Origin of the sequence: Chitinophaga sp. SYP-B3965 (assembly GCF_009647655.1) — a bacterium.
Lineage (GTDB): Bacteria > Bacteroidota > Bacteroidia > Chitinophagales > Chitinophagaceae > Chitinophaga.
The window spans coordinates 2,647,041-2,663,695 of the sequence record NZ_WJFD01000001.1 but is presented as its reverse complement, the minus strand read 5'-3'; the positions used below and the strand labels follow the sequence as shown (position 1 = coordinate 2,663,695).

At 42.7% G+C, this 16,655-nt stretch carries 17 protein-coding genes; 10 read left to right on the top strand and 7 right to left on the bottom strand.

The genetic code is table 11. From position 1 onward, the window contains the following. Window positions 1-1,395 carry an arylsulfatase gene (locus tag GFS24_RS10370; RefSeq protein WP_253906427.1) on the top strand — a complete coding sequence of 465 codons (1,395 nt, stop codon included), beginning with the start codon at window positions 1-3 and terminating at the stop codon, window positions 1,393-1,395. 350 nt (window positions 1,396-1,745) lie between these two features. On the opposite strand, the gene GFS24_RS10365 is transcribed toward GFS24_RS10370, so the two are convergent. Beyond that, a complete protein-coding gene (locus GFS24_RS10365) occupies window positions 1,746-2,270 on the bottom strand; it encodes a hypothetical protein (protein WP_153659490.1) in 525 nt (174 codons plus the stop codon). Window positions 2,271-2,645: 375 nt separating this feature from the next. Here GFS24_RS10365 and GFS24_RS10360 point away from each other — a divergent pair, with 375 nt between their 5' ends. The 8 genes from GFS24_RS10360 (at window position 2,646) to GFS24_RS10330 (ending at window position 8,872) form a co-directional block, all read left to right on the top strand. Next, window positions 2,646-4,754: a hypothetical protein gene (locus tag GFS24_RS10360; RefSeq protein ID WP_153659489.1), complete on the top strand. Its 2,109-nt coding sequence runs from the start codon at window positions 2,646-2,648 to the stop codon at window positions 4,752-4,754. A 75-nt stretch (window positions 4,755-4,829) separates the two neighbouring features. Then, window positions 4,830-5,735: an ATP-binding protein gene (locus GFS24_RS10355; RefSeq protein ID WP_153659488.1), complete on the top strand. Its 906-nt coding sequence runs from the start codon at window positions 4,830-4,832 to the stop codon at window positions 5,733-5,735. Further along, window positions 5,732-6,124, top strand: a complete 393-nt coding sequence (locus tag GFS24_RS10350) for a hypothetical protein (protein WP_153659487.1) — start codon at window positions 5,732-5,734, stop codon at window positions 6,122-6,124. Before GFS24_RS10355 ends, GFS24_RS10350 begins: the two co-directional genes overlap by 4 nt. Window positions 6,125-6,132: 8 nt before the next feature. Further along, window positions 6,133-6,594 carry a helix-turn-helix domain-containing protein gene (locus tag GFS24_RS10345; RefSeq protein WP_153659486.1) on the top strand — a complete coding sequence of 154 codons (462 nt, stop codon included), beginning with the start codon at window positions 6,133-6,135 and terminating at the stop codon, window positions 6,592-6,594. Next, on the top strand, window positions 6,581-6,961 hold the full coding sequence (locus tag GFS24_RS28995; RefSeq protein ID WP_173003038.1) for a hypothetical protein: 381 nt from the start codon (window positions 6,581-6,583) through the stop codon (window positions 6,959-6,961). The genes GFS24_RS10345 and GFS24_RS28995 overlap by 14 nt, the downstream gene beginning before the upstream one ends. Beyond that, a complete protein-coding gene (locus tag GFS24_RS10340) occupies window positions 6,930-7,445 on the top strand; it encodes a host-nuclease inhibitor Gam family protein (protein ID WP_153659485.1) in 516 nt (171 codons plus the stop codon). The genes GFS24_RS28995 and GFS24_RS10340 overlap by 32 nt, the downstream gene beginning before the upstream one ends. A gap of 213 nt (window positions 7,446-7,658) precedes the next feature. Continuing rightward, window positions 7,659-8,411: a hypothetical protein gene (locus tag GFS24_RS10335; RefSeq protein WP_153659484.1), complete on the top strand. Its 753-nt coding sequence runs from the start codon at window positions 7,659-7,661 to the stop codon at window positions 8,409-8,411. A gap of 47 nt (window positions 8,412-8,458) precedes the next feature. Continuing rightward, window positions 8,459-8,872: a hypothetical protein gene (locus tag GFS24_RS10330; RefSeq protein ID WP_153659483.1), complete on the top strand. Its 414-nt coding sequence runs from the start codon at window positions 8,459-8,461 to the stop codon at window positions 8,870-8,872. Window positions 8,873-9,144: 272 nt separating this feature from the next. Here GFS24_RS10330 and GFS24_RS10325 read toward each other — a convergent pair whose 3' ends face one another. The 6 genes from GFS24_RS10325 to GFS24_RS10300 are packed head-to-tail and all read right to left on the bottom strand — an operon-like array spanning window position 9,145 to window position 15,363. Then, the gene (locus GFS24_RS10325) at window positions 9,145-9,681 is read right to left on the bottom strand and encodes a hypothetical protein (RefSeq protein ID WP_216647387.1); all 537 of its coding nucleotides are present in this window, start codon (window positions 9,679-9,681) and stop codon (window positions 9,145-9,147) included. Then, on the bottom strand, window positions 9,681-10,226 hold the full coding sequence (locus GFS24_RS10320; protein ID WP_153659482.1) for a phage virion morphogenesis protein: 546 nt from the start codon (window positions 10,224-10,226) through the stop codon (window positions 9,681-9,683). Before GFS24_RS10320 ends, GFS24_RS10325 begins: the two co-directional genes overlap by 1 nt. 28 nt (window positions 10,227-10,254) lie before the next feature. After that, window positions 10,255-12,885, bottom strand: a complete 2,631-nt coding sequence (locus GFS24_RS10315) for a DUF935 family protein (protein WP_153659481.1) — start codon at window positions 12,883-12,885, stop codon at window positions 10,255-10,257. 47 nt (window positions 12,886-12,932) lie between these two features. Then, window positions 12,933-13,355 carry a phage protein Gp36 family protein gene (locus tag GFS24_RS10310; RefSeq protein WP_153659480.1) on the bottom strand — a complete coding sequence of 141 codons (423 nt, stop codon included), beginning with the start codon at window positions 13,353-13,355 and terminating at the stop codon, window positions 12,933-12,935. Next, a complete protein-coding gene (locus GFS24_RS10305; RefSeq protein ID WP_153659479.1) occupies window positions 13,352-14,866 on the bottom strand; it encodes a hypothetical protein in 1,515 nt (504 codons plus the stop codon). Before GFS24_RS10305 ends, GFS24_RS10310 begins: the two co-directional genes overlap by 4 nt. Then, entirely contained in the window at window positions 14,866-15,363 is a 498-nt protein-coding gene (locus GFS24_RS10300) for a hypothetical protein (protein WP_153659478.1), read from the bottom strand. The genes GFS24_RS10305 and GFS24_RS10300 overlap by 1 nt, the downstream gene beginning before the upstream one ends. A gap of 170 nt (window positions 15,364-15,533) precedes the next feature. Between GFS24_RS10300 and GFS24_RS10295 the strand changes: the two genes are divergently transcribed. Continuing rightward, the gene (locus tag GFS24_RS10295) at window positions 15,534-16,619 is read left to right on the top strand and encodes an ATP-dependent Clp protease proteolytic subunit (protein WP_153659477.1); all 1,086 of its coding nucleotides are present in this window, start codon (window positions 15,534-15,536) and stop codon (window positions 16,617-16,619) included. The last annotated feature ends 36 nt before the right edge of the window (window positions 16,620-16,655 follow it).

The following is a 16,655-nucleotide window of genomic DNA, read 5'->3' as shown; positions in this document are numbered from 1 at the left end:
ATGATGATCAAACAACTTGCAGGGCTACTTTTGCTCCTGTCTGCTTCCAGCGCAATGGCTCAGCAGCAAAAGCCACCCAATATCATCTTCATCATTGCAGATGATCTGGGATATGGCAATCTAACGAGTTACAATCCAACCCATAAAGTGCCTACGCCTAATATAGACAGGCTGGCAAAAGAGGGCACAAAATTTACGCGGTTCTATTCCGGCAGTACAGTTTGTGCACCCAGCCGTTGTGCATTAATGACAGGCAAGGATATGGGCCATGCTTATATCCGTGGAAACAGTCGTGAGCCGATACGGTTGCAGGATACCACACTGGCCACCCGTTTGCATAATAACGGATATGCTACCGGTATGTTCGGCAAATGGGGACTGGGAGAAGAGAATACCACTGGCGCTCCGGAGCTGCATGGCTTTGATGCATTCTATGGTTACCTGAACCAAACGCATGCGCATCATTATTACACGAACCGCCTCTTTGAAATACAAAATGGAAAAACGGTACGCGTGGAATTAGACTCCACACAGTATTCTGATGAACTGATCATCCAAAAAGCACTGACGTTCATACAGGACAATAAGAGTAAACCTTTCTTCCTGTATCTCCCGCTTACTATTCCGCATGCTGAATTACATGCACCGCCTGCTTTCATGCAACGTTTTCAAAATGCAGATGGCAGTAGTAAACTGGGGCCGGAAAAACCTTTTGTTTCCGGAGCCGTGGCAAGTTATCATCCCCAACCACAACCGCATGCTGCTTTTGCTGCCATGATCTCCAAACTGGATGATGATGTGGCACGTGTGCTGGCACTTGTGAAATCCTTAGGACTGGATGATAATACGTACATCTTTTTTACCAGTGATAATGGTCCGCATCAGGAAGGTGGGGCAGATCCTGAATTCTTTAACAGCAATGGGCCTTTGCGTGGTATTAAAAGAGATCTGTATGAAGGCGGTATCCGTGTGCCTTTGCTGGTAAGAGCACCAGGAAAGGTTCCTGCTAATGCAACGCGTAATGATATCTGGGCTTTCTGGGATGTATTACCCACTTTGTGTAATCTTACCAATACACCTTCTCCTTCAGGGATTAACGGCATCTCATTTACCAATGCCCTCAATGGGAAAAAGCAAGCGCAGCATGAACACCTGTACTGGCAGTTCAATGAAAAGCAGTATAAAGAAGCAGTAGTGCAGGGGGATTGGAAATTAGTGCGGCTTAAAAAGAAAGGGGAACCTTTCGTGGTGGAATTGTATAATCTTGCTAAGGACATTGGTGAGCAGCATAACATTGCCAGTCAGCAGCCGGAGAAAGTGAAGGAGTTGAATGCGCTGGCAGCGCAGTCGAAAACGACTTCGGAACTGAAGGTGTTTGATTGGGATATTGAATAATATTTTTGAGTAAGGGCGGTAATTAATTACCGCCCTTTTTTTACTTATTCGAGTATTTTTTTTCTATGGGATTACAGTTACATTTAGTAAATAAGGGGGGCATATCCAGCCGTCACAATTAAAAATTAACAATATATTGTTTGAAAGCCACGCCAGCACTGAGTTAACCCCAATAACCTCAACATGATAAAAAACAATCTAAATGTCATAGTTATCACAATTTACTACCATTTGGGCAACCCAAATGACTATGTTTATTACCTGAAAAACCGGCAACTCTATTATTCTACCTATCCTATGCGGGAGGCTGTCATGTGGCTGTTTGGTTGTATTCAGAGGATGGAATTTTATTACCCTACCTTCTTGCGTACTTTACTTGTAGTGTTCTCGTCTGTAGCGGCTTTTTCGGGGTTTAGTATATGCTCAAGTAACTTTATATTCTTATCCTTTTCAGCAATTATCTGCTCTTTATCGGCAATGGTTTGATCCTTTGTTTTTATCAACCGTTCCAATATCTCAACCGCTTTCTCCTTCTCTGCACATACCGGGCAATTTTCCTCTATACCTGTTAAATCCTGTGCGCCTTTTTGTGCATTTACCTGTGCAATACCGCCATTTACAACCTGGGGTATATTCTTCTTATGGGCTTTTTGAGCAATATTTTCCAGCTTGTTTGCACCGGGTAATATCATTTCGCCTTCTCCAAAAATCAGCCAAATAATACTTAATTCCGGGTAAAACTGATGAATTTTCTCTAGTTCTTTCTGAGCTATATTTCCTCTCCCTTCTCTCGTTTTTGAAAAGTAAGCGTTTGAGAAATTTAATTTTTTCTCAAACGCCCCCTCCTTAACTCCAAGATAATCAAGGAATTGCATGAGTCGTTCTATTGGTCTATTAGTATCGGGTATCATCTAAATAGAAAATTCTCTATAGAAATTTCTCTAAAGTTAGAGAGATTTCTCTATATTTGTCATGGATTATTACACTATGACAACGAAAATACAGGATTTACAAACGAAACGTCAAAAAATTGTAGAGCACAAAGATGCTCATCATATGAATTTCCTGGAGAAAGTTGCCACAGTATCCGGCTGCTCCGTGAGCATGGTGAGGTACGTGCTTAATGGAAAGCGTAACGGTGATACTATTCTAGGTGAGCGTATATGGGTAAGTGCTACGTTGATAGCTGATAAAGAAAGCCTCCTCATACAAGAAATTAAAAAATTAGTCAACCTATAAAACTCTATCCCATGAAATTCCTGGATAATACAGCTATTATATGCCTGGAAAAGCGTGAGTTTGTGCCGATAATTGTTCCGGAAAATACCTATAACAGTTTAAGGAGGCGGGGTAACATATTAGTACACGGACAGGGCAAAGGTGATGATATACTCATTGAGTTTGAAACCCTACCGGAAAGATATAAACGGATCGTAATTTCTCAATATGGAGACGTTTATAAATATGCCGCTACTGCTCCTCTTTTAAGGTTGTTAAGAACTGATATTAAAGCGAGGGAGTTTTATGCTACTAAATTACTCCCGGACGGTAGGAATATTCCATTTGAGCACCAGGGTAAGTATACCCGGCAAGCGGAATGGCTAAACTTAATTATTCTCGCCCTATCTGATAAACGGACCATTAAAGAAAATCTCCGTATAAGTATAGAGGAGTTTTGGAATACTGTAATTGCGCTCTATACAACGGACAAGATAAAAAATGATCTTCCGCACTCTAAACGGCGGCTCCTGGAGAAATATTACGCCTATCAAAGACAGGGTTACGCTGGACTTATCGAGATAGGTAGATTTACTCAGCAAAACGCCCGAAAGGTTGATGCTACCATTGAGCGGCTCCTCCTCTCCTTATACTGTAGGCCGCACAAGCCATATATCTCTGAGGTCTGTAACGATTATCAGGCTTTCATGAGCGGAGCGTTGCAAGTGGTTGACCTGGAAACAGGGGAGCAATTTACACCCGCGACTTATCAAGTATCAGGGAAAAACTTTATTGTCAATTATCGTACTGTAAAATACTATATCAATAAGCCATTAAACCGTGCCATTGTTGATAAATACCGCCTGAGTAATCTGGAGTATAACAATACACACCGTCCGCACATGCTCCGGGAGTCTCCCTTCTTTGCTTTGAGTAAAATTACAATGGATGATACTAGTAGTCCATTTAAGATGCACAACGGAGTGCGCCCCGCCACCTATAAAGTTTTTGACGTTGCCAGCGGCGCTCTTATCGCTGTTGTACTTCATAGGAAGGCCCGCCCGGATGTTAAACTGATCCGCCGTTTACTTGCTGAAATGATGGGGGTTATTGTAACTAATCAATGGGCTATGCCTTACGAGGTTGAGGTTGAGCGGGCATTAATGACAGGTTTAAAGGGGGGCGAAGATGAAAAGGGAAATTTTGTAAATGACGTGCTCACAGCCGGAGCGGTTTTTCCCTTCATTCGTTTTTGCGCTCCACGTAACCCACAGGAGAAAAGGGCTGAGGGATTTATTAACCAACTAAAACATCAATTTCATAAGCACCGGGAAGGATTCCAGGCTCGCCCATTTGCACGGCTGGAGGCTAACCGCCGTAATGAAGATAGAAAAGAGGTAACCTTCACTTTTGAGGAAATATGCAGTTTTGAGCAGGAGGATGCGGCTGCCTGGAATAACCAGTTACATCCTGAGCAAGATAAATATCCCGGCCTCACCCGTTGGCAGGTTCTCTCCCAGGTGCAAAACCCTAACCTCATGCTCCCGAATATCGCTCAGGTAATTCCATATCTGGGTAAAAAAACCAATACCAGCGTAAAACGTGCATTTATTGAGGTACAATCCAACATTTACCGGCTCCCTGATATGGCTAAACTGGCGGAGCTCCAGGGGCAGAGGGTAACGGCTTACTGGCTTCCGGATAAAAAGAACGAGATACCATCCGTATACATTTATCAGGGTAACACTTTTGTTTGTGAAGCACCACAGGCGGACCGCTTCCAGGAGGCAAAAGCAGAGCAGACGGATGAGGATAGGAAGATCATGGGCAAGCAAAAGGCATATATCAATGCCTTTGATCAGATTGTAAGGGACCGACTGGACAACCTTAATAAATTAGGAGTTACGCTGGAGATACCCGCACAAAACCAGTTACCAGAGCTACCGGTTGTTATACAAAATTCCCTATCCAACCCAGGGGGGTACATGCTCAACCAGGAGCACTCCACCACAGACAACACAGGTGAGAAAATTCAAAATTCAGAGACGAAGGCAGGGGGGTATGTGCAAAATTATGATGCATGGGATGCACCTCCGTTGGATATTGAGGCCATCAAAAGGCGCGCCATTGCTGGATTGTAGACAAATTCAAGCTAAATAAAAGTTATAAAATACCCTATATACAAAAAATCAATTTAAACGCTTAAAACTTCCGTTATGCCAATTTCTCAAGCTCACAAACAGTTAGTCCACCAGGAGATAATTACCGACTACAAAAGGAAGATAAAAGACGATGCCAGTTATACCCAGGCACGGCATGCAATCAGTTTGGACATTAATCCCTCTGTATACTCCCGGCTTATGCGCAATGATATTGAACGGGTACTCAGTGAGAGCGAATGGAAGCGTATAGGAATGGAGCTAAATATTGACAAAAACGGTTTAAAATGGGTTCCTGCTGTTACCAGCACTTTCGTGCATATCTCCGTACAGCTCGAATATTGCCAGGATACCTCTATCAGCGGCATATTTTGCGACAAAAAGGGAATAGGTAAATCTTTCTCCGCCCGGCACTACGCATTGCAGCGGGCAAATGTTGCCTATATAGATTGCTCACAATGCAAAACCAAAAGCGAGTTAATACGCATGATTGCCCGCAAGTTTGGTTTTACACACACCGGCAAACTAAAAGACGTTTTCCGGAACATGGTGGAAAACATTCTCACCCTGGATAAACCTATGATAATACTGGATGAGGCGGGGGACCTAAAGTATGATGCTTTTCTTGAGTTAAAAAGCCTCTGGAATGCTACAGAGTATTACTGCGCTAACTATATGATGGGAGCCAACGGATTAAAGGCGAAAATTGATAAGCAGATTGTAAACAAGAAAGTTGGATATGAGGAGATTTTTGATAGATATGGAGATACATACCAATCTCTCACCGCTGATATGGATGAGGCGGAGGTTGCCTTGTTTGACCGCATGCAAGCCGTTGCAGTGTTGAAAGCTCAACTCCCAAATTTAAAAAAGGATCAAGCCGCCGCCATTTTGGATGCCTCCCGATGCAATCAACGGAGCCTACGTACTGAAATCATAAAATTTATAAAACCCGCAGCATGAGGCCACTCTCTCACATTGCCGTAATTCGCGCACAACACGCCTATAATGATTTGCAAATCCTCTGGCTTACCGGGCTTGCCCCGGAGGAGCTGGAGAGCTACCGGAGCTATTTAGGCAAACAATGGATACAGGAACAATCCGCCACACAGCGGGCGAAAATCAATAACCTGTTAAATCATCCCTTAGTATGGAAGTGGTGGGCTCATGAGTGGGCGCGGCGGGATGATGTTGTTATCCTCTCAGCTTTGTACTGCATCATTCCAGCCGCAAGGCTGGAGCAGTATAAAGAATTGCATCAGATGGTGTTTACCATTGAGGCGCAACCTTACCGTGATCTTACTGAGAGCTTTAATAGGCTTTGCCATATCATCAATGAAATTTCAATTTAGCCCGGCATATGGAAAATAAAAGAAAAATAATTAAGGCCCTGTTGTTTGTACTTGAGCATGTTGCTGCAACGGAAAATGAGATACAAGATAAAACAGGGCTCCCCCTGGTTCTGCAATGGAGGAGCGTGGCCTCCTCTCCAGAGCAAAGGGAAAAGCTAATCAATCAAATTATCCTTACGGTATGTACAGGATGCGGCATAACTCCCGCACAACTACAGGAGCAGAATAGAAAGACTATTCTTCCTGTTGCCCGTCAACTTATTTGCTATTTCAGCGCCCGAATTATTCCGGATATATCAATTAAAGAGATCGGGATTGCAATAGATAAAAATCACTCTACTGTTATTCACAATATCGATCAGGTTAACAGCCTGATTGATATAGAGGATGAGATAATCATGAGCGTACTGGAGAACATTCTCCCCGCAATCATAAAAATAAAAGAGTCATTAAAAGATGAACAGCAATAGCATAAAAATAAAGATCAACCATGATAGGCTGCAAGAATTATGGCAGCAATATGAGCTCCTAACTGATAGTTATGAGCCGGACAATGCACACGAGCAATTATTATTTGAATGTGTGGTTTTGATGCGTGATAAGATTGAGAAGGTACTCCGAACAACGCAATTGAAATATACGCTCACCTTTTCCAGCCTGGAAGCCCTGGGCTTTTTTCAGGTCTGGAATATGGTAGATACCTCTCACCATGTTTACGCTGATATTATCATACGTAACATTATACAGGTAATACACAGGGCGAGCATTGATCCCAAAAGAGCAAAGTTTTATAATAAATTGACATATGGCAAAAAGAGAAACAAAGAAAGTAATTAAGGGGGTAACGCTGGATGAGTTTGAGTCTGCTCTATCACAGTACGCCAATGCAGATGCGCGGGAGTCGCAGGTAACCGCAAAGATGGAAATTGATATTACAGCTATCCGGGATCAGCATGCAGGAGAGCTCTCCCGGCTCGCTGTAGAGAAGGAGAACGCCTTCCCAATAATCCAAACATATTGCGAGGAAAGGCCGGATTTATTTGCAGATCGTAAAAGCCTGGAGACGCTTTACGGTATTGTAGGTTTTAGGACTGGAACGCCTCAGATTAAGACACGCACTGGGTTTACGTGGAAAAAGGTTTTAAAACTTGTAAAAGAAAAGTTACCAGGATACATAAGAACAAAGGAGGAAATTGATAAAAAAACGCTGTTGGCTCATAGAGAGCGGGAGGACGTACAAAAGGGTATGCTATTGTGTGGGATGAGGATAACTGCTGATGAGTCATTTTACATAGAGCTCAAAACTGAGGTAGTAGCATAAAATTGATGATAATATTAGTATAGGGTTTAAATACAATCCGGGTGTATCTACATCCGGAAAATTTACCAGGATTTACGGCTATGTAGGTTCGACTCCTACTCCTGGTACATGTTTTCATAGGATAGATTTAAGTAGTCCGGATGTTTTTACATCCGGTTTTTTTTCTCTCTAAAATATATCTCAAGTTTTAAACCATATATAAAATTAGTAAGGATGAAGGTATTAGGAGTAGTACAGTTTAAACAAAAGCGGTTTAAACTGTTAGGGATAGCGGCTCCCTGGCTAAAAGCGTTAGGTAATCTCCCGGCGGCTTTTATGGGCATTATTTATGGTAAACCCGGTAACGGCAAAACAGAATATTGCATGCAGCTTGCGGCTTACTTAACCAATTTTGGCAAAGTGGCGTGGTTATCTTACGAACAGGGACACGGATTTGATTTACAGCTTGCCGTTAACAGAAATATTGACGAACGGCACACCGGTAAATTTTTAGTCATCGATCCGGAGGAGGACATACCTCCAGGCGTGAGCTTATTTGAGGACCTAGATAATTTTCTCAGTAAAAGGAATAGCCCCGACTTTGTTTTTATTGATAGTCTGGACTATACCCGCTTTACCTGGGCTGAATATTTAGCATTAAAAAAGAAACATGGTAAAAAGAAAGGGATAATCTTTATTTCACATGCTAAGGGCAAAGGTCCTAAAACCAATATCGGAGAACAGATTGAGCATGATGGTGCTTTCGGGATTTTTGTATCCAAATTTATTGCATACATACATAAAAACAGGTACGGCGGAACAGATGATTATATCATCTATGAGGAACGGGCCCGCCAACTTAATCCGCTCTATTTTGAACAAAAAGCAATGAGCAATGCTCCTAAAGAAAAAGCGCCAGCAGGAAGGAAAAAGAAAAAGGTTGATCCTGAGCAATTGGAGCCCGAAAAAAAAGAGGTTATTGAGTAACCCACTTTTACGCTGTATACAATTTGACTGATTAAAATGTTATTGCTTTGGAAAAAGTAAACAAGGCACAATTAGCCACCATACATAAGTTATTATTTTTGCTTAAAATAGTGGATGCCGATATTAAAGAGAGCTTAGTAATGCAATTTACCAATGAAAGGGAGCGGAGCTCGGCTCACCTTCATTACCAGGAAGCAGAGCTCCTCATTGCCGAACTGAAAAGGCGAACCCGTGAGAATAATAATTTTTGCAAAGGAGATAAGTCCAGGAAACTCATAATACACTACGCGCATTTAATGGGATGGGAAACTGATGGAAAGGCAGATATAAAACGCATCAACGGATGGTGTACACAATTCGGCTATCTGCATAAAGGATTGAACGAGTACAGTGCTGAGGAATTACCCCGTTTGGTGTACCAGTTTGAAATGGTGTATAAGAGCTTTTTAATGGGTATTTAAACCGGATTTACAGGTTGATAACTTTTATTGTTGGGTTTATTTCCTTACTGTATTATTGCGGGTATGATGCAAGCCGTAACCACAAAAGCCAAAAGGGACACAACGGCCCGCTTTTACACAGCAATAAAGGCCGATTATTTTAAACTCAAAAAGGTGCAAAAAAAAGGTGTACAGCTCTATAGTGATGAGTACATAAAGGCGGAACTAGCGGAAAAGTATTACAGGCATCCGTCCACAATCGAAAACATTCTATTTAACCGGGTGTAATAGAGCTATATCCGGTACAATTGCTCGGAGTCCTCCAGGGGCTCCGAGCAATTGTCTTTTACAACAGCAATATCATTAACTTTTCCCTCAACATACACCTTTGCGGCGGAGTAATCCCTCAAGTAACAAATAAATGATTGTTGGTAAAGGTTCCCGGCCCCTCCAGTATCCACCGCACCAAACCCAATGCGCCGCATTTTGCTATAGTTTTCCCCGGTGGTTCCATGCAGTGCTGCATAAGTATCGTTAATAAGCCCCAGGAAGCTCAAAGCGCTCTCCTGGTTCCAGGCTCCCCGGTAGGTATCCGCCATTGTTTCATGGTAAACATAGCAATCAATTTGGAGTTTTACATCCTGTACATTTTCTCCAATGTCCTCCGTTTCCAGGATACGGAAGCCAAAGAAAACAGCAGGAGCCGGAAAAGGATGCTCATCTGAAAGGAAAGATATTTGATTATGCCACAAATCAACCCAGCGGATAGCCGGTACTTTTTCAGCCACGAGCTCAGAGAGCTCTAAATACAAATCGGTCCAGTTCTGCATTACAGTGTGTTAAAACGGTTTGAAATTTCATTTACAACCCAATCCTCCAGTTTTTCATTTAGCGCCCGGCTTTCGCCTATAAACTGCCTTTTAGGGATGTTAATGGTTAACTGATCCTTTTTAGTCAGCGCCATATATTTCCAATGATCTTTGCCGGTTTTATCGTACATAAACCAAAAGAAGCGCCGCGCCTTTGGTGTAATGCGCACAGAGATCACCCCTCCGCTGTTGTGGACTTCTGCATACGGTGCATTTGTTCCGAATACTACACGGCCAGAGCCACGCTCAACAATCCGGATACTGTCTCGGAGGTGGCCTGATTTTACCAGTATGGAGCGTGTACCGTCATTGTCTGCCCTGGAGGGCCACGGAGTGAGCCCCGTATCACGCCATCCCTGCACCTCAAAACTTTCTTTAAAAAAGTTTAACGCGGTGACGGATGCGTATACAGTTAGATCAGAAATGAGCTCCTCTGCTATTCTTAAAAAATCAGGTGTGTTATTATTTTCCGCCATGATATTTATTTCTTGTGCGGTGCGGATCAACCAAACCGCTCCATACGGGCCGGTATCTTTATGATCCGGCCCGTATCTTTTTTAATACCTCCAGCGGCTCCCCGCTGCCGTTATACATATCTCTCATTTTTATTACTCCCACATGTTCCCCATTAATAACTATCACCATTCCGGATTTGGAGGAGCTATAAGAGTTTAATTTTCCTTTAAGGTTCCGGTAAAAAGTTTGAGGCTCCCACCTGGAGAAATGCTCTGAGGTATCAATAACCACATGCTCCGCACCTTGTTTTAATGCGGTATCAATTGCGCTCTTTATACCAGTGTATCCCTTTATTGCCGTGCGGTCTGCCATCTTTCTATTTATTTCATAATTGGGGTTAGCCTGGTTAACCAGGTTAACATGTGGGCGGATCAGCACATCCATATTTAGCTGATCGATTATTTTAACAGCAGCATCATAATTGCCCTGCAAGTCGTTAAGATCAGCAAACGGACTAACCTCAAGTTTTGCGCCTTTTGATGAGGTATAAACTTTGTTAGGTGGTGCGTTTAGCTTTGACCGCTCAAATGCTTTGATGAGGTTTTCATTTCCGATTGATTTAGACAATGCAAAATAGGGATGAGGTTTACCTCCACCGGCAGACTCCTCCGGGAAAATAACCGATCCTTTACCCACGTTACTCCGAAACTCCGGCTTTACCTCTGGTACGTCCTCCGGAATATCTCTCGTTGCTTTCTCCGCCGTCTGCACAACATAACAACGGCACCTCCAGCCGTTAGGCGGGTAGTACCGATCCCAAAAATTGCTATCAATGGGAGCAATGATTCCCTCCAGTGCTTTATGGTCCTCCCGTACTCTACTATCCCCGGTAGTTTTATACTTGAGATTTGGAAATAGTTTTTTATCCTCCTCATATTGTCGCCAGTTGCGGGCATGATTACCGGCTTGCTTTGCTGTTTGGTGCTCTGCCTGGAGATGAGAAAGATTATATTTCTCATTGATCTTTAGAGCAGAGGTTTTAAAATCCTGCCAATCTTTGAGCTCCCCTTCATGGTATAAATTATCGTTTAGCTCCCGCAGTTGGGCAAAGGTTTTAGCACCGGAAAACCTATATAAATTTTGTTGCATTCGGAGGACGGCGGGATCTGGTCCCGCTTTCTTTCCGAATGTTACCCAATCCTTACCATAACCGCCCCCGGCTCCTTTGTTGAGCTCCTCATATGTTTTCCGGATCAAATCTCCGTCTAACTGATCGGGGGAGAGTTTTCCCTCATGCAATTCTTTTGCAACTCTTTCTATTGTTTTCGCCCAATCCTCCAAACTAATAGCCACCGGCTCCCGTATAGGATCAGCATTACATGAATGTGCAGGAGTGGAATATAACGCCGTGAGGTCCTCCCGGAGAATCGTTAAGGCGTTGGGCTCAGGCTTTTTTTTTTCGGCGTTGGGGTTATCTACCACAACTCCGGAGGTTTGCTTTTGTCCAATAATGGGGATGCCGGTTATCTGCTTCACGTAAGATGGCTCTATATCAAATTGCGCGGCTAGTTTCAAAATCATATCCACCAGCTCAATTTGGGAGAGGCTTTCCGTGTTGTCCCATTCAAAATAAAAATTGGTAAGCGGTGCATAAACCGGGCTTAACTTTATTAGGCGCGGCTTTACATGTGTATTGAATATATATTTAAAAAATAGTTTGTCGGACTCATAACGATCTTTTGCAAGCCTGTATTGAATTTCAGACGATCCGACAAATGATTTATCATCCGTTAAACCTGCACCTCCTAAAATACGTTTTGATATTTCATTATTGGCCCGCTCAATTAATTTATCAAATGTATTATAGGCATCAATCCCGCCACTGTTGCCAATTTCAAACTTTTCTTGGCCTCGCCCTACCATGAAATGATTAGCACGGAAGTTGCTGGCGGCTTCAAACAGTTCATTGAGTCGGGTATTATCTTCTCTATCCGTGGTGACAAAAATAGGCGGGATACCAAACTTTTCTATATAGTCCAACCAGCTCCCTAACCCTAGTTTTTTTGCGAGGACAATTACCGCCAGCTTTTCCAACATACCTAAATCATTATCCTTTCCAACCTGGAGATAATAATTTGCAAATGGTCCCTCTTTATAACTCCAACCGGATTGATCTCCAGGCTCAACCAGTACGATCCCCTTAGTTGCAATAAAATGAGATTGCGGTATCTCATCTACCTGCGCAAGCTCGCCATCCTGATTTGTTTCGTATAGTTCAACGAGGGTGGTTCCCTGGTAACGGCTATTTAATACAAGTCTGATAAGATCATCAAACCAGGGGCGCTCAAACATCCAGGAAATATCTTTGTTTTCCTGTCCTTTTTCATCTACAAGTTTAAAAGCGCTACGCTGTACATACAGTATGCGACTATCTATAACACTCGCAAGGTGATTATCTAATAGGAGGTTGTCATAAAGCCGGGAGAGGTCTGCTCTGCTCGGCTCCTCCGGGTCTGTCGCAAGAGATACGGCACTTTTCCAGCTCCGCAAAGTTTCTGCCTGCATGTTTTTTGCAGAGCGTTTCATTGAACGGGAGGGAACATCACTAACACCGCGCCGTGTTGCGGCTTCAATTAAAATTTTAGAGTCATCGGCCCAACGTATAAAAACATTTTCCAGTCTGTCAAAGGTCCTTCTAAATAGGTTCATTCGTCCTCACTTATAATATGGTTAAACGCCGTTTAAAAGCGTTTTAATTAGATATAAAAATCCTTGTTGGAATTATTGCCCCAAATTGCAGAGCTCACGGGCTTTCCAGGAGAGCTCTCCTGGATAGGTAAATCATGGAGAGCAATCCTGCCGGTATTTATTTTTTCGAGCTGATTTATTGCCCAGGTATAATCTTCTTTAATGTCTGCCGGTAATTTTCGCGCTGCATTGCGCCGGAAAATTTTATACAGTATTATTTTACATGTAATATCAACCAGGAGCTCATTTCTCAAGGGGTTATCAGGATTAAATATTTTCTCAGTGTTGTATCTGCCTGATAAGTATGTTTTTATTATTTCAATACTGCGAAGTTCATTTTTAGAAATTGTATCCGGTTCATCGTTGGCACTCTCCAGGATAAAGCGCTCGAAAGAGTCTGCCTTTAAATCAGTATCATTTATATAAATCATATTGCCTCATTAATCCGTTTTACTTTACCTGCTCTGTAGCCACTATCTTCACTACCGGCGGAAATATGTTTTTCTAAAAACTTTATGGCCTGCTCATCAGCATCCGGAGCATCATCATGACCGGAGTAACCGGGCTCAATGCCGTAAAGTTGATTGAGCCCGGTTTGTGTGTCTGTATGGCTCCGCATTTTATCATTGTAATAGATGCGGCCATTTTGATAATATGGCTGTAGGCTTAACACACGATCATACTTTTTTATACGTGGAGTATCAACACGCGAGAGATTGAGAATTACACCGGTCATCTTTTGCACTTCCTTTATGGTCCGTTCTACTTCACCATTCCAAAACTGGCTTTCATACTGCCAGTGTATCATTACAGACGGCGGCAAAAACTTCTGAAACATGCACATGAAAACAATGGCCTCTCTCATCTTTGTTTGTTTGACAAAGGAGGTGATATAATAAAAATCAAACTCTCGCAAACCCCATATGCGGACGGCGTTATAATCAGCGCTCTCCGTACCGGCGTAGGCAACATCCCAATGACCAACTATAATTTTTAAATGATTGAGGCGCGGCAAAGTTGCCCATTGTATTTGCTCAGGCTTAAATATTTTCCCTTTGGGTTTAGCATCGTGGTTGTATTCTGCGCGGGCGGATAATATGCCCATACGCTTTTCCTTATTCCGGTAGTATTCCGAAGTATATTTATTCCAGGCGGGTACATAGGTAACGGGATTGTATGCTTGTACCTCATGTACATACCAATCAGGATGCAGCTCATGTAATTTCCGGAGAAACATAACAGGAGCAAACCAGTTGTTGCAGAAAACCAGGCGCTCAAACTCTCCGTCCATTGCGGGGAGGAGCTCTTGTTCTACCCATTCAACCATTTCATCCTGCCGTTTGGGGTTTTTGATTGTTTCCCGCGTTTCCAGGTCATCCAGGCTAAAATGGTCCGGGCGTTTTTCTTTGACACGGAGGCCCCGGCAGGACTGACCAAATCCGAGCGCTTGTCCTATAAAGCCTCCTTTTGTGATCCAGAGCTCCTCTCCCCATGATCCCGGATTTTTCTGCTCGCCAAAATCCGCAATAATCTGAGGGTTACACTCAAACTCCGCTTTTAAATCCTCCAGGAGTCTAATACCTTTTTTTTCATTCACAGCGATAACAACAAGATATTTTTTACCCTCGTTAAGCCATAACCAGAACGGTATTATAATGTTATTCCAAACGCTTTTGGCTAATCCGCGCCCCCACTTGCAAAAACCAGTAAAATTTGGATCAGATTTAAGAAGCGCCGCCCATTCAATTTGAAAAGCCGCGCACTCCGCAGTTGCATAATGGGAGAAGTATCTCTCAACTAAAAACTTTATATCAATCTTCGCCCGTGCTATTGCAGTTTTTTTCTCCTCCAGGCTTTCAAATGCTGATGAACGAGCAGCACTCCGGATAAACTCCAACTTTCTCAAATACCGCTCCCGTGCCTCTTTATCCTGTCTCCTCATTAACCCAATTTTAAACTCATCGTTTGGATATGTTGCTCCTGAAAATCGAGCGTCTTTAAGTACAGCGCATTATCAAAATGCCCTAATGCCTTAAATACATCGTCCATAATTTCAAGGTATGTATCCAGCGTAATCCTGTTATCTTTATCCAGAGATAAAAGAGCTTTATTCCATTTGGAAATTTCATCAGCAATAACAACGGCTTGTTTATCGAGTTCATACTCCAGCTCTTTATTACCGTCAACAATAGCGGCTTTTCGGTCCTCCTCAAGTTTCAAACGTTGCTCCGTGATATTGCTGATAACCTTTTTAATATTTTCCGATCTTTCCGCAAGGCTGTTTTGTCGGGCGTTCCTTTCAGCTTTCCAACCGTGTTTGTTTACCCATTGACCTACAGTTTTTTCCTGGAGGCGTAATGTGATAGCAATCTCCTTTTGTGTCTTACCCTGCACAACAAACATTTTCCATGCAATGCTGCGCTCTTTATCCTTTCCCATACGGTTCGTTATAATGCAAAAATGCACCACCGGCGAAAGGTTATAAAACCAGGAAAACAAATCGTACCGGGTATTTCAATGATTTATACCGATAATAATATCAAATCATTTTCCTGATTTTTTTGGCTTTCACATCTTCACCAGATTTGCTCTCGAAATACATTTTTTGAATGGTGAGAGGAAGTATATACACGCATATAACGAGTGAAGCAAGGCAAGGCAAAGCGTACATCCGCATAATAGATTTGATCTCAGAATCAACGGAGGCCAGCGCTGCAATTATTCGTATGCAGGTAGATGCTTTTCTCTCCCAGGGAATAAAGGAGGCTGAGGTATATATTAACAGCCGGGGCGGGAGTGTTTTTGAAGGTGTTGAAATTGTAAATACATTATCTGTATTTGATAAAGTAACAATTATTGTGGGAGCCCTGGCCGCCTCAGCAGCTACATACATTACAGCATGTTTTTACACTGTAGCAAAAGCCAATACGCAATTTATGATACACAGGCCCCGGCTTTCTACTTATGGGGATGTGATAATGATAGAATCAGATTTGCGCCTCCTGAAAAATACTACCGCAGATTATAAAACAAAATACGCGACAAAGACAGGGAAATCAGAGGATGAAATTGAGGCGTTATGGAGTAACGGAGATTGCTGGCTAACAGCTCAGGAGGCATTGCATCATGGGTTTATTAATGCTATTGAGGAAACAGAGGAAACCGTAATTACCGCACAAGATTTGGCTATACTGGAGGCTTGCGGAGCTCCTGTTATTCCATCGCCTGAATTTATTGATAAAACAAAAAACAACATGGACAGAAAGGAATTATTATCCGCGCTCGGCTTACCTGCTGATGCGACTGATGAGCAGATCATTGCGGCCACAAAAGATGCGAAGGTAAAAGCCGACCAGTACACACAATCCCAGGAAGATCAGAAAGCGACTTTACAAGTAAAGGCGGAGGCTATGGTTAATCAGGCAATCAAAGACAAAAAAATTGTTGCCTCACAAAAAACTCAGTTTCTTTCACTGGCTGTTGCAGATTTTGACAATACACGCTCCATCCTGGAGGGTATGCAATCAATCCCAAAACTTTCCGCAGTAATAAAAACGGGTGAAGGCAATGAGCCTGACCGGAGCTCCTGGAGTCTGGATGATTATCTCGATAAAGACCCCGCCGCTTATGAGCAATTGAGAGAGGAAAATCCAGAGAAAGCGCAAGCACTGGAGGCCGCGTACTTTAATAGTTAACCTCTCCTCAACAAAATATTTCTACTTATAATTTAC

Bases quoted from the DNA above. Each gene is read 5' to 3' on its own strand.
- GFS24_RS10315 (WP_153659481.1), bottom strand. From the start codon at position 12,885: ATGAACCTATTTAGAAGGACCTTTGACAGACTGGAAAATGTTTTTATA.
- GFS24_RS28995 (WP_173003038.1), top strand. From the start codon at position 6,581: ATGAACAGCAATAGCATAAAAATAAAGATCAACCATGATAGGCTGCAA.
- GFS24_RS10335 (WP_153659484.1), top strand. From the start codon at position 7,659: ATGAAGGTATTAGGAGTAGTACAGTTTAAACAAAAGCGGTTTAAACTG.
- GFS24_RS10305 (WP_153659479.1), bottom strand. From the start codon at position 14,866: ATGAGGAGACAGGATAAAGAGGCACGGGAGCGGTATTTGAGAAAGTTG.
- GFS24_RS10310 (WP_153659480.1), bottom strand. From the start codon at position 13,355: ATGATTTATATAAATGATACTGATTTAAAGGCAGACTCTTTCGAGCGC.
- GFS24_RS10355 (WP_153659488.1), top strand. From the start codon at position 4,830: ATGCCAATTTCTCAAGCTCACAAACAGTTAGTCCACCAGGAGATAATT.
- GFS24_RS10370 (WP_253906427.1), top strand. From the start codon at position 1: ATGATGATCAAACAACTTGCAGGGCTACTTTTGCTCCTGTCTGCTTCC.
- GFS24_RS10325 (WP_216647387.1), bottom strand. From the start codon at position 9,681: ATGCAGAACTGGACCGATTTGTATTTAGAGCTCTCTGAGCTCGTGGCT.
- GFS24_RS10340 (WP_153659485.1), top strand. From the start codon at position 6,930: ATGGCAAAAAGAGAAACAAAGAAAGTAATTAAGGGGGTAACGCTGGAT.
- GFS24_RS10350 (WP_153659487.1), top strand. From the start codon at position 5,732: ATGAGGCCACTCTCTCACATTGCCGTAATTCGCGCACAACACGCCTAT.
- GFS24_RS10360 (WP_153659489.1), top strand. From the start codon at position 2,646: ATGAAATTCCTGGATAATACAGCTATTATATGCCTGGAAAAGCGTGAG.
- GFS24_RS10345 (WP_153659486.1), top strand. From the start codon at position 6,133: ATGGAAAATAAAAGAAAAATAATTAAGGCCCTGTTGTTTGTACTTGAG.
- GFS24_RS10295 (WP_153659477.1), top strand. From the start codon at position 15,534: ATGGTGAGAGGAAGTATATACACGCATATAACGAGTGAAGCAAGGCAA.
- GFS24_RS10300 (WP_153659478.1), bottom strand. From the start codon at position 15,363: ATGGGAAAGGATAAAGAGCGCAGCATTGCATGGAAAATGTTTGTTGTG.
- GFS24_RS10365 (WP_153659490.1), bottom strand. From the start codon at position 2,270: ATGCAATTCCTTGATTATCTTGGAGTTAAGGAGGGGGCGTTTGAGAAA.